The 12971-nt window shown below is 60.3% G+C and carries 10 protein-coding genes; 8 read left to right on the top strand and 2 right to left on the bottom strand.

Going from position 1 to position 12971, the window contains the following annotated elements:
- The first annotated feature begins 3 nt into the window (after positions 1-3).
- From RBH10_RS07065 to panB, 5 genes are all read left to right on the top strand, one after another.
- Positions 4-2001 carry an acetyl/propionyl/methylcrotonyl-CoA carboxylase subunit alpha gene (locus RBH10_RS07065; protein WP_281037664.1) on the top strand — a complete coding sequence of 666 codons (1998 nt, stop codon included), beginning with the start codon at positions 4-6 and terminating at the stop codon, positions 1999-2001.
- 1 nt (position 2002) lies between these two features.
- Positions 2003-2929, top strand: a complete 927-nt coding sequence (locus RBH10_RS07060; RefSeq protein ID WP_281037665.1) for a hydroxymethylglutaryl-CoA lyase — start codon at positions 2003-2005, stop codon at positions 2927-2929.
- Positions 2919-3695 (top strand): enoyl-CoA hydratase-related protein, encoded by a 777-nt coding sequence (locus tag RBH10_RS07055; RefSeq protein WP_045018800.1) that lies wholly within the window; start codon positions 2919-2921, stop codon positions 3693-3695. Before RBH10_RS07060 ends, RBH10_RS07055 begins: the two co-directional genes overlap by 11 nt.
- Positions 3696-3813: 118 nt before the next feature.
- On the top strand, positions 3814-4692 hold the full coding sequence (panC, locus tag RBH10_RS07050; RefSeq protein WP_281037666.1) for a pantoate--beta-alanine ligase: 879 nt from the start codon (positions 3814-3816) through the stop codon (positions 4690-4692).
- Positions 4689-5528, top strand: a complete 840-nt coding sequence (gene panB, locus RBH10_RS07045; protein WP_281037667.1) for a 3-methyl-2-oxobutanoate hydroxymethyltransferase — start codon at positions 4689-4691, stop codon at positions 5526-5528. The genes panC and panB overlap by 4 nt, the downstream gene beginning before the upstream one ends.
- A 158-nt stretch (positions 5529-5686) precedes the next feature.
- Here the strand turns inward: panB and rhaI are convergent, their stop codons facing one another.
- Together rhaI and RBH10_RS07035 are read right to left on the bottom strand one after the other, a co-directional pair.
- Positions 5687-6979 carry an L-rhamnose catabolism isomerase gene (gene rhaI, locus RBH10_RS07040; protein WP_281037668.1) on the bottom strand — a complete coding sequence of 431 codons (1293 nt, stop codon included), beginning with the start codon at positions 6977-6979 and terminating at the stop codon, positions 5687-5689.
- A 51-nt stretch (positions 6980-7030) separates the two neighbouring features.
- On the bottom strand, positions 7031-9127 hold the full coding sequence (locus tag RBH10_RS07035; RefSeq protein ID WP_281037669.1) for a bifunctional rhamnulose-1-phosphate aldolase/short-chain dehydrogenase: 2097 nt from the start codon (positions 9125-9127) through the stop codon (positions 7031-7033).
- A 200-nt stretch (positions 9128-9327) separates the two neighbouring features.
- Here RBH10_RS07035 and RBH10_RS07030 point away from each other — a divergent pair, with 200 nt between their 5' ends.
- The 3 genes from RBH10_RS07030 (at position 9328) to RBH10_RS07020 (ending at position 12965) form a co-directional block, all read left to right on the top strand.
- Positions 9328-10158 (top strand): DeoR/GlpR family DNA-binding transcription regulator, encoded by an 831-nt coding sequence (locus RBH10_RS07030; RefSeq protein ID WP_281037670.1) that lies wholly within the window; start codon positions 9328-9330, stop codon positions 10156-10158.
- A gap of 49 nt (positions 10159-10207) precedes the next feature.
- Complete coding sequence (gene rhaS / locus RBH10_RS07025) at positions 10208-11218, top strand: rhamnose ABC transporter substrate-binding protein (RefSeq protein ID WP_281037671.1); 1011 nt, start codon at positions 10208-10210, stop codon at positions 11216-11218.
- A 211-nt stretch (positions 11219-11429) separates the two neighbouring features.
- Positions 11430-12965: a sugar ABC transporter ATP-binding protein gene (locus tag RBH10_RS07020; RefSeq protein ID WP_281037672.1), complete on the top strand. Its 1536-nt coding sequence runs from the start codon at positions 11430-11432 to the stop codon at positions 12963-12965.
- The last annotated feature ends 6 nt before the right edge of the window (positions 12966-12971 follow it).

The raw sequence follows: 12971 nt of genomic DNA, 5'->3' as shown, positions 1-12971 counted from the left end.
ACCATGTTCTCAAAAATACTGATCGCCAACAGGGGCGAAATCGCCTGCCGGATCATCCGCACCGCCCGCAAGATGGGCATCCGCACCGTCGCGGTCTATTCGGATGCCGACCGCGACGCCATGCATGTGGCGCTGGCCGACGAGGCCATCGCGATTGGCCCTGCACCCGCCCGTTCGTCCTATCTCGATGCCGAAAAAATCATTGCCGCGGCGCAGGCAAGCGGTGCGGAGGCCATTCATCCGGGCTACGGTTTCCTCTCTGAAAATGCCGGCTTCGCCGAAGCCTGTGCTTCTGCCGGTCTCATCTTCATCGGCCCACCGCCGCAAGCGATCCGCGCCATGGGCGGAAAAAGCGAGGCGAAGGCATTGATGGCGCAAGCGGGCGTTCCCGTCGTGCCGGGCTATCACGGCGAGGATCAGGCCGACAAAAAGCTTGCAGGCGAGGCAGACACCATCGGTTATCCGGTATTGCTCAAGGCTTCGGCGGGTGGCGGCGGCAAGGGGATGCGCGTCGTCCGTGAAAAACGCGAATTTGTGGCAGAGCTTGCTGGCGCAAAACGCGAAGCGCTTGCCGCCTTCGGCAATGACCGCATGTTGATCGAAAAATATCTGGAGCGGCCGCGCCATGTGGAGGTGCAGGTCTTTGCCGATGGTCAGGGCAATTGTGTTTCGCTGTTCGAGCGCGATTGCTCCATCCAGCGCCGGCACCAGAAGGTCATAGAGGAAGCCCCTGCCCCCGGCCTGCCCGATACGCTCAGGCAACGCATGTACGACGCGGCGGTCGCCGCCGCCCGCGCCATCGATTATCGCGGTGCGGGAACGGTGGAGTTCCTGCTCGACCCCTCCGGCGACTTCTATTTCATGGAAATGAATACCCGGCTTCAGGTCGAACATCCGGTTACGGAATATATTACCGGTCTCGATCTGGTCGAATGGCAGATCCGCGTCGCGAACGGAGAGTCGCTGCCGGAAGACTGGGCCGATTTGCGTATCAACGGCCACGCCATCGAGGCGCGGATTTACGCCGAAGACCCGGCGCATGATTTTCTGCCATCAATCGGCACGGTCAGCCATCTGGTCTTTCCAGATGAAGGACCGCACCTGAGGATAGACAGCGGCATTCGTGCGGGCGACGCCATCACCGTGCATTACGACCCGATGATCGCCAAGCTGATCGTCTGGGATCATGATCGCCCCTCGGCCGTGCGCCGACTACGCCTTGCGCTCGAAAAACTGGCGATTTGCAGTGTCACCAGCAATGCCGCCTTTCTGACGCGACTTGCGGGGCTGGACGCCCTCGCAAATGCCGATCTCGATACCGGCTTCATCGCCCGCAACGAGGCGGCACTTTTTGCCCCGGTCGCCACAGGTGAGAACGAGATCGCGATGGCTACGCTCGGCCTGCTTCTTTTGCGCCAGAAAAGCGGAAACGCTAATGCTCCGTCGCAGGCCGATCCCTACAGCCCGTGGAACGCCACAAACGCCTTCCGCCTGAACGCATCAGCGCGGGAGAACCTGCATTTCGTCCTCGATCAGCAGCCGCTAAGCGTAAGCGTCTTACATGAGGCGGACGGCTTTTCGCTGGAAATCGGCGGACGGACGATCAGCAGCCATGGCAGCCTCTCGGGCTACGGCAGATTACATGCGACCGTGGGCGACAGGAAAAGGCAGGGTTATTTCTTTGCCGAGGGTAGCGGCCACGCGCTTTTTCTGGATGGCGAGCACTATCGCATCAGCCAGCCCGACCCCGTGGATATTGCGGATTCCTCCACCCACACCGGCGGACTGGAAGCGCCCATGCCCGGCGTTATCCGCGCCATACTGAGAGAGAAGGGCGCGACCGTCGAAGCCGGCGAGGCGCTTGTGGTGATGGAGGCGATGAAAATGGAGCACACGATCCGAGCGCCGGCAAAAGGTATTGTCACTGCCATCAATTGCGCCGAAGGCGATATGGTCACGGCCGGTGCTGTGTTGGTGGATTTCGAGCCGGAGGGCGCGTGAAATGAGTTTGCCTCAAGCGGTAAAGATTGTCGAAGTCGGCCCGCGCGACGGCCTGCAAAATGAAAGTGCGGAGGTTTCCGCTGCCATCAAGATTGCTCTGGTCGAGCGGCTGGCTGCGGCCGGATTGGCCGCAGTGGAGGCAGGAGCCTTCGTCTCAGCCAACAAAGTTCCGCAAATGGCTGGCTCGAGGGAGGTGTTTCAGGGCCTCAAGCGGCGACCAGGCACCGCCTATCCGGCGCTCGTTCCCAATATGAAAGGTTTCGAAGCGGCCGTCGAAGCGGGTGTGACGGAAATCGCCGTTTTCGTGTCCGCCTCCGAAGGTTTCAGCCAGCACAATATCGCCTGCTCGCGCGCAGAAAGCCTTGAACGTCTGCAAGATGTTGCGGAAGCTGCGGCCAGCCGAAACATTCTGATGCGCGGTTACGTCTCCTGTATTGCCGGTTGTCCCTATGACGGCGCGGTTGCGCCCGATGATGTGGCAGCGATGGCCGAGGCGCTAGTCGCCATGGGTTGCTACGAAATCTCGCTCGGCGATACGATCGGCGTCGGCACGGCCGGCCAGATCCGCAAGCTTATCGAACATATATCCACCCGCATCCCGCGCGAAAAACTCGCCATGCATTTCCACGACACCTATGGTCAAGGCGTCGCCAATGTGCTGGCTTCGCTCGAGGAAGGCATTTCCGTATTCGACAGTTCCGTCGCCGGGCTGGGCGGCTGCCCTTTCGCACCGGGCGCCAGCGGCAATGTCGCAACCGAAGATATCGTTTATCTGCTGCAGGGGCTTGGCATCAAAACCGGCGTGGACCTGATGGCGGTGGCGAAAACCGGAGACTGGATCAGCGGATATCTAGGCAGGGCGAACGCGGCGCGCGCCGGAACAGCGTTGCTTGCCGCAAAAAAGAACGGTGGCACGCATGGCGGATGAGCTGTTGAGCGAAAAGCGCAAGGACGTTCTGTGGCTGACGCTCAACCGGCCGGAGGTTCACAATGCCATGAATGCGGCGATGACGGACACGCTCACGAATGCGATCCGCACGGCATGCGGCGATGGCGGCCTGCGCGCCGTGGTGATAACGGCGGCGGGAGACCGTAGCTTCTGCTCAGGGGCCGATCTCAAGGAAAGCGCTGGCGGCATGTTCCTGTCGCGAGACGGAACAAACCCCATCGCCGACGTGATGCGCACCATCGAGACCTGCGACAAGATCGTCATTGCCCGCATCAACGGGCGCGTGCTGGCGGGCGGACTCGGCCTTGTCGCCGCCTGTGATCTCGCTTATGCCGCCGATCATGCTGAATTCGGCCTGCCGGAAGTGCGGGTCGGGCTTTTCCCGGCCATGGTGGCGGCGAAACTTCTTGCCAAAATACCACTGAGCCGTCTGCACGACATGGCCTATCTCGGGCAATCGATCGGTGCGGAGGAAGCGGAGCGCATCGGCCTCATCAACCGCGCGGTGCCATCCGCCGAACTCGATGGCGTGGTCGAGGATGTTCTTTCCCGTTTGCGGCAGAATGCGCCGGGCGCAATCGCTGCTGGAAAGGCAGCGATGCTGGCGATGCGCGACATGCCGGCCAGTGAGCGGCTCACCTTTGCCGAAGGCGTCATCGCGAAGATCAGCAGCAGCGACGAGGCGCGCGAAGGACGGCAGGCATTCGCCGAAAAACGGCTGCCGATCTGGACTGGCGGGTCCTGAACCACCCCTCAACATCTTAATCGATATAATGCCCGCAGCTGCGTTGACCCCGTTCGGCAAATCGAGTTCTATCCACCACCTTTCGCCGGACGGCGATCGGGGAGCCGGAGGAAAGCCCATGCGCCTTGTAAAAACCGTCGCCGAATTGCGCGGCCTGACCGCCACGTTTCGCCGCGATGGCAAGACCGTCGGCTTCGTGCCGACCATGGGCTTTCTCCATATCGGTCATCTGACACTCGTTGCCAAAGCCAAGGCGGAGAACGATGTGACGGTGGTCTCGATCTTCGTCAATCCGCTACAATTCGGTGCGAATGAGGATCTTGCCCGTTACCCGCGCGATCTCGCCCGCGACAGCGCGCTGCTGGAAGAGGCAGGCGTCGACATTCTTTTCGCACCCGAGGTTACCGAGATGTATCCGCGCCCAATGCAGACCGTCGTGGATGTGCCGGAACTGGGGAGCCAGTTGGAAGGTGCCGTACGGCCAGGGCATTTCGCCGGTGTGACGACCGTCGTGACAAAGCTTTTTAATCTCGTGCAGCCGGACGCCGCCTATTTCGGCGAAAAGGACTACCAGCAGGTCACGCTGATCCGCCGCATGGTAGAAGATCTCGCCCAGCCGGTCCGCGTCGTCCCGGTCGCCACCGTGCGTGAGGCGGATGGGCTCGCCTGCTCCTCACGCAACGTCTATCTGAGCCCGGAGGAGCGCGCCGCCGCCGTGATCGTGCCGCGCGCACTCGATGAGGCGGAACGGCTCTATAATGACGGCTGCGACGACCCGGCCACTTTCGAAGCAGCAATAGAAAAATTCATCGCCGCCGAGACGCTGGCGTCGCCCGAAGTCGTGGCGGTGCGCGATCCGGATACGCTGGCTCCCGTCGCTTCGCTGCAGGCGGGGCCTGTGCTGGTGGCACTGTTCGTGCGGGTGGGCAACACCCGCCTTCTCGACAACCGCGTCATCGGACGTGATAAAACCGGCAAACAGGAGGCTGCATCATGAGCACGCACGGGAAACAGAAGCGGCTGACGACGGCCTCCATCCGGCAGATGAAAGGCGGTGCGCGCATCGTTTGCCTGACCGCTTATACAACGCCAATTGCCCGCCTGCTCGATCCACATTGCGATCTGCTGCTGGTCGGCGATTCCCTCGGCATGGTACTTTACGGCATGGACACCACGGTCGGCGTCACGCTGGATATGATGATCGCCCATGGCCGCGCCGTCATGCGCGGTGTGGACCATGCCTGCGTCATCGTCGATCTTCCCTTCGGCACCTATCAGGAATCGAAGGAACAGGCGTTCCGTAATGCGGTACGGCTGATGCAGGAAACCGGCTGCGACGGCGTGAAGCTGGAAGGCGGTGAGGAAATGGCCGAGACCATCGCCTTCCTGGTGGCGCGCGGCATTCCGGTGTTCGGCCATGTCGGGCTGATGCCGCAGTTGGTCCACACAGCCGGAGGCTTTCGCTCGCTTGGCCATTCGGATGCGGAAACGCAGAAAATCTGGCGTGATGCGATTGCGGTCGATCAGGCCGGCGCCTTCGCCATTGTCGTGGAAGGCACCGTCGAGCCGCTCGCCCGCGAACTGACCGAAAAACTCTCCGTCCCGACGGTCGGCATCGGCGCATCGCCAGCCTGCGACGGGCAGGTGCTCGTTTCCGACGACATGCTCGGCCTGTTCACCGACTTCAAACCGAAATTCGTCAAGCGTTTCGCCGATCTGGGGGCGACCGTTTCGGAGGCAGCGGCAAGTTACGCCGACGAGGTGCGCTCCGGTGCGTTTCCGGGGCCGGAGCATACGTTTCAGGTTCGCAGGCAAGCACCTTCGGGTGAGTGATAATGCCGGGCTGAGCGCTGCTCATATCCCAGCGCGACGTCATCCTCGGGCTTGACCCGAGGATGACAGAGGAGAGGTTGAGGCGACACTGTAAGCTCACTCAGCGGTCTACTCGGCCTGACCTCCGCGATTGTGTGCGCATCTAGCAGAACGAACGACTACACAATGCCTCCGCTGCCACCAACCGAAGCCGGGCGTTCCGCCGCGACCCGTTTGCGATAACCACTCGCCCGATAGGTCGCAATCGGATCAATCGCACCACCCGCCAATTGCCTTGCTTTAGCGAGAACCGGCTCGACATCCGTGCGATAGGCCCGTTTCAGCGTATCGGATGCCATCAGCGCATCATTGTCCTGCTGGTAGCCATCCAGAGCCGCACGATCCACCAGCAGGGCCTGCGCATAGGCGCGGCGGATTTCGTTGGCGCTGGAGATCAGGCTTTCGATCGGGTCCGTCACATTGTGCGATTGGTCGATCATATGGGCGGGATGGAAACCCTTCACGCCGCGATGCTCGGCATCCACCAGTTCGTTGAAGACGAGGAACAGGCGGTAGGGCTCGATTGAGCCGGCATCCAGATCGTCATCGCCATATTTGCTATCGTTGAAGTGGAAACCGCCGAGCTTGCCGAACTGGATGAGCCGGGCGACGATCATCTCGATATTGGTGTTCGGCGCATGGTGGCCGAGATCGACAAGGCAGAAGGCTTTTTCGCCGAGCGTATTGGCGATGAGGTAGTTGGTGCCCCAATCCTGCACGACAGTCGAATAGAAGGCCGGCTCGAACATCTTGTGTTCGGAAAAAATGCGCCAGTCATCCGGCAGCGCCTTGTAGATATCCGCCATGGCGGCGAGATAACGCTCGAAACTTCTGGTGAAGTTGCTCTGGCCGGGGAAGTTGGAGCCATCGCCCACCCACACCGTCAGCGCCTTGGAGCCGATGGCGTTGCCGATCTCGATACATTCGATGTTGTGTTCGACGGCCTGCCGGCGCGTTGCGGCATCCGTGTGGCTGAGCGAGCCGTATTTGTAGGAATGGCTCTGGTCCGGCGCATCCGAGAAGGTGTTGGAATTCATGGCGTCGAAGCCGAGACCCAGCGCATCGGCATGAGCCTTTAGCCGCTTAGGATCCTGCTTGTCCCACGGAATGTGCAGGGAAACATTCGGCGTAGCCCGCGTCAGCTGGTTGATGACGGCGCAATCGTCGAGCTTGTCGAAAATACCGCGCGGTTCGCCCGCACCCGGAAAACGGGCAAAACGGGTGCCGCCGGTGCCGACGCCCCACGACGGCACGGCGACGAAAAATTCAGCAACCTTGGCCGTGATGGCGTCAATATCGATATTGCGGCGCGCAAGCTGGTTGCCAAGCGCCTCGTAATCATCTTTCAGCGCAGCAGCGCGCTTGTCGTTTTCTGCCGCAATCACATCAGCAGTGATTTTCGTGTCGGTCATCTCTTCCTCCCCGGTAATGGCGGCGATGCCGCCGCCTGTTACCGTCCCATCCTATCGTGTGAAGCTCTGCGCGTTTCCGGCATCAACGTTGATGATGTTGCCGGTCGACTTGGCGGAAGCGTCGGACGCCAGGAAGTAGATCGCCTCGGCGATGTCTTCCGGGAACACGTTGAGCTTCAGCATCGAGCGCTTGCGATAATGTTCCTCCAGATCGGTCACTTCGATCTTGGAAGAGGCTGCGCGCTGCTCGCGCCACTCACCGTTCCAGATCTTCGAACCGCGCAACACGGCATCGGGATTGACGGTGTTGACACGAATGCCCGCCTCCGCGCCTTCAAGAGCAAGGCAACGGGCAAGATGAATTTCCGCCGCCTTCGCCGTGCAATAGGCAGAAGCATTGGGCGAAGAGGCAAGACCGTTTTTCGAGGCGACGAACACGACGTTACCGCCGAGATTCTGACGCCGCAGCAGGCGGAATGCTTCCCGCGACACGAGGAAATAGCCCGTTGCGAGAATATCGATATTCTTGTTCCACATGGCAAGTGTGGTCTCTTCCACCGGCGCTGAGGAAGCAATACCGGCATTGGAAACGAGGATATCCACGCCGCCGAATTCCACGCTCGCTTCCGCGAAGGCAGAAATGACCGCATCTTCCTTCGTCACATCCAGCTTCACGCTGCGCACCGCGTCAGTGCTGTAACGCTTGACGAAATCGCCCTTCGCGGCCTCAAGTGCTGCCTCGTCGATATCAGCCAGTACAACGCAGGCACCCTCGGCCACCAGCCTGTCCGCCGTCGCCCGGCCGATGCCACCGGCACCGCCGGTGACGAAGGCCACCCGGCCGGCAAGGCTTTTCGGCTTTGGCATACGCTGCAGCTTTGCCTCTTCCAGCAGCCAATATTCGATGTCGAAGGCTTCCTGTTCAGGAAGGCCCTGATATTCGGACACGGTGGAAGCGCCGCGCATGACGTTGATGGCGTTGACGTAAAATTCACCGGCGATCCGGGCTGTGGCCTTGTCCTTGGCGAAGGACAACATGCCAACGCCGGGGATCAGGAAAATCACCGGGTTAGGGTCGCGTATCTTCGGCGAATTGTCGTGGCGGCAGGCTTCGTAATAGCGGGTATAGTCCGCGCGGTATGCCTCAAGCGCCTTGTCGAGACCCGCTGTCAGCGCATCGACATCCGGATTTGCGGTATCGAGATCGAGGATCAGAGGACGGATTTTCGTGCGCAGGAAATGATCCGGGCAGGATGTGCCAAGGCTGCCGAGCGGCTTCAGCTGCTTCGAATTGACGAATTCCAGAACCGCATCCTGATCGTCGAAATGGCCAAGCTTGCGCTCCTCACGGCCGATGCGGCCGCGGATTTCCGGCATCAGCCGGGCGGCGATGGCGCGACGTTCGGCCACCGGCAGGCTCTTGGCCACAGCACCGCCGAAAATCGTCTTGCCTTCGGTCTTGGCGGCAAACCATTCGATCGCCCTGTTGATGATGGCGAGCGTCAGTTCGTAACACACCTTGGCGTCGTTATCCCAGGTGAACAGACCGTGGCTTTCCAGCACAACGCCCTTGGCCTTGGGATTGGCCTTGACGAAAGCCTCGAGATCAAGACCAAGCTGAAAACCCGGACGGCGCCAGGGCAGCCAGCCGATGTCATCACCGAAGATTTGCTGCGTCAGCTCTTTCGAGTTTTTGGAAGCGGCAATGGCGATGATAGCGTCCGGATGCATGTGATCGACATGATCGTAAGGCACGAAACCGTGCAGCGGCGTATCGATGGAGGCGGCGCGCGGGTTGAGGTTGAAGGTGCAATGCGGCAGGAAGCCGACCATGCGGTCCTCGTCCTCGACACCCTTATAGATGCCCTTCAACGCTTCCAGCTTGTCGAGATAAAGCGTCGAAAAACCATCAAGCTTGATGGTACCGACATCGCCGCCGGAACCCTTCACCCACATGACGCGGACCTTTTCGCCGGTCAGCGGATCGGTTTCGAGCACCTTGGCGGACGTGTTGCCACCGCCGTAATTGGTGATGCGCTTGTCCGCGCCGAGCAGATTGGAGCGATAAAGCAGCTTGCCCGGCTCATCGAGCGTTTTGGCATAGGCATCGTCCCAACGGCTTTCGAGAAGGCGGGATTTTCCCGTCATGTCTTCCTCCCAAGTCAAGTCTGCATTCGCGGAGCCGATATCGGCCCGCCTCCGTTGGTGGCAGATATCGCGCATCCAAAAGCATAATGTCAATCAAAAACGATCATAAATTTTCATGTTGCAGCGCGAAATTGATTAATTTGATCGTTCTTGATTGACAACGTAAAGAGGTTGCGAATAATCACGGTCAGGAGGACCCCATGCACGAACGCGAACGCCATCGCATCATCTTGAGCGCCACGCAGGAAAAAGCTGTCGTGACGGTGCAGGATATTGCCGAACTGACGGATGCGTCTGAAGCGACGATCCGCAGGGATATCGCGTCCTTACATGTTCAGGGCAAGTTGCGCCGTGTGCGTGGCGGGGCGGAGGCAGTACATCCGCCGCAGCTCGGCAATCTGGCCGCACGGCCCTTCCGCGTATCCGAATCGGTCAATATCGACAAGAAACGCGCAATTGCGCGCAAAGCGGTCGATCTCTGCCACGATGGCGATGCGATCATTCTGAATGGCGGCACGACCACATTCCAGATGGTGCATTACATGGCGGCGCGACGCCTGCAGGTGATGACCAATTCCTTCGCGATCGCGGAGCATCTGGTCAAACATTCCAAATGTAATGTCAACGTACCGGGCGGCGCGATCTATCGCGATCAGAGCCTCATCCTGTCGCCTTTCGAGAATGATGCGATCCGCAATTTTTATGCGCGGCGGATTTTTCTCGGTGCGCAGGGCGTGGGCGCGCTCGGCATCATGGAATCGGACGCGCTGGTCATCCAGAGCGAGCAGAAGCTGATGCGACAGGCGGAAGAGCTGATCGTCATGGTCGATTCCTCGAAATTCAAAAAACGGTCCAGCCTCATTCTTTGCCCGCTCGAAAACGTCACGACCATCATCACCGATGACGGGATTTCGGATGAGGCGGCACGGATGGTGGAGGATGCGGGCGTGGAATTGCTGATTGTCGGCGCCGTCACAGACAGGAAAACAGCCGGTCCGCCGGATGATGAAAGTTCCTCTTCGGTCGCCTGAGGAAGCGCCGATAGGGAGTAACAAGGTTCAAAACGGGAGGAAAAGGGACATGAAACTTACACGCAGAACATTGACGAGCGTCTTGGCGCTGAGCGCGGCGCTCTCCGTCGCAGGCCTTGGCGGCGTTGCCCAGGCCGCCGATGTGAAGATCGCTCTTGTGGTCAAATCGCTCGGCAACGGCTTTTTCGAAGCCGCCAACAAGGGCGCGCAGGAGGCTGCAAAGGACCTCGGCGGCGTCGAGATCATCTATACGGGTCCGACCAGCACCACGGCGGAAGGCCAGATCGAAGTCATCAATTCGCTGATCGCGCAGGGCGTGGATGCCATCGCCATTTCCGCCAACGACCCGGATGCCGTGGTTCCGGCGCTGAAAAAGGCGGCCCAGCGCGGCATCAAGGTCATTTCCTGGGATTCCGGCGTGGCGCCTGAAGGCCGCATTCTTCAGCTCAACCCCTCATCCAATGCGCTGATCGGCAAAATGTGCCTGCAGCTTGCCGCATCGCATCTGGACGGCGGCAAGGGCGATTTCGCCATCCTTTCGGCCACCACCACCTCCACGAACCAGAATATCTGGATCGACGAGATGAAAAAGCAGCTGAAGGATTTCCCCGGCCTCAACCTCGTCACGACAGTTTACGGTGACGACCTTGCCGACAAGAGCTATCGCGAAGCGCAGGGCCTGCTCTCCTCGCAGCCGAATGTGAAGGTCATCGTCGCACCGACGACGGTTGGCGTTCTCGCCGCCTCGCAGGCAGTGAAGGATGCGGGCAAGATCGGTCAGGTCTTTGTGACGGGCCTTGGCCTGCCGTCTGAAATGGCCGGCGCCATCAAATCAGGCGCGACCAAGGAATTCGCCATCTGGAACCCGATCGACCTCGGTTACTCCGCCACCCAGATCGCCTATCGCCTTGTGAAGGGCGAAGCCGACGGCAAGCCGGGCTCGGAAATCGAAGCCGGTCGCATGGGCAAGATCAAGGTTGGCGAAAACAGTGAAGCGGCCATGGCCGATCCCTTCGTTTATGACGCGAAGAATATCGATCAGTTTTCGAAGATTTTTTGATCTGAGGAAGTGACGGCAGTGCGTAGAGGGCACCCCCCCTCTGCCCTGCCGGGCATCTCCCCCTCAAGGGGGGAGATCGATATGCCGCACTCTCTCGTTCCATAGGCAGGGTGTTATCCGCTTGCCGATCTCCCCCCTTGAGGGGGAGATGCCCGGCAGGGCAGAGGGGGTGCCCCTCGCCGCTCCACTCAAAACTGACCGGTAAGACGGAATGATGCGTGCTGAAACCCAAACAATAAATCTGACAGAAGCTCCCAGCGCGACGCCCATTCTGGAAATGCGCGGCATCAGCCAGATATTTCCGGGCGTGAAGGCGCTGGATGGTGTCGATATCGCGCTTTATCCCGGCAAGGTCACCGCGTTGATCGGCGAGAACGGTGCGGGAAAATCCACGCTCGTCAAAATCCTCACCGGCATCTACCGCCCGAACGAAGGCGAAATCCTGCTGGATGGCCAGCCCGTCCATTTTCACGGCGCACAGGATGCCATCGATGCCGGTGTCACCGCCATTCACCAGGAAACCGTGCTGTTCGACGAGCTGTCCGTGGGCGAAAACATCTTCCTCGGCCATGCGCCAAAAGGTCGTTTCGGCCTGATTGACTGGAAAACCATCAATGCGCGCGCCAAGGTTCTGCTGGAACAGCTCGAAAGCACCATCGATCCGTCGATCCGGCTGAAAGACCTTTCCATCGCGCAGCGCCACCTCGTGGCAATAGCGAGAGCACTTTCCGTCGAGGCGCGGATCGTCATCATGGACGAACCGACCGCCGCCCTGTCACGCAAGGAAATCGACGATCTCTTCCGCATCGTTGAAAATCTGAAGCGGCAGGGCAAGGCGATCCTCTTCATCAGCCATAAGTTCGACGAGGTCTACGAGATCGCCGAAAACTACGCCGTGTTCCGGGATGGCAAGATGGTCGGCGCGGGCAACCTCGCCGCCACACCGCAGGACGAGATCGTGCGCCTGATGGTCGGCCGCGATGTGACGAACGCCTTCCCCAAGCAGGCAGTCACACTAGGCCCGACGGTTCTGTCGGTCTGCAATTATTCGCACCAGACCGAATTCCGCGATATTTCTCTCGATCTGCGCAAGGGCGAAATTCTCGGACTTTACGGGTTGATCGGTGCCGGGCGTTCGGAACTCTGCCAGTCGCTTTTCGGCATTACCCGCCCGGCCTCGGGACAGATTACACTCAATGGCGAACCGATCGTCATCCGTTCACCGGAAGATGCGATCCGCGCCGGCATCGTTTATGTGCCGGAAGAACGCGGACGCCATGGGCTGGCGCTGGAAATGCCGATCTACCAGAACATGTCGCTGCCTTCCCTCACGCGCACCTCGCGCAAGGGTTTTCTCGCCGCCGCCAATGAATTTGCGCTGGCGCGCAAATATGCCTCGCGTCTCGACCTGCGCGCCGCCGCCCTGTCCGTGCCCGTCGGCACACTTTCGGGCGGCAACCAGCAGAAGGTGGTGATCGGCAAATGGCTCGCCACTCAGCCCAAGGTCATCATTCTCGATGAGCCAACAAAGGGCATCGATATCGGCTCCAAGGCCGCCGTGCACGGCTTCATCAGCGAGCTTGCCGCCGAAGGTCTTTCCATCATCATGATTTCATCCGAACTTCCCGAAATCCTCGGCATGTCCGACCGCGCCATCGTCATGCGCGAAGGCCTGATGGCGGGCCTGTTCGAACGCGCCGATTTTTCTCCGGAAAAGCTGGTGCGCGCCGCCACCGGCAACGCCTGAGAGGGG

It is taken from the genome of Rhizobium sp. AN73 (assembly GCF_030757975.1).
Taxonomy (GTDB): Bacteria; Pseudomonadota; Alphaproteobacteria; order Rhizobiales; family Rhizobiaceae; genus Agrobacterium; species Agrobacterium arsenijevicii.
This window is presented reverse-complemented; position numbering and strand designations above follow the sequence as displayed.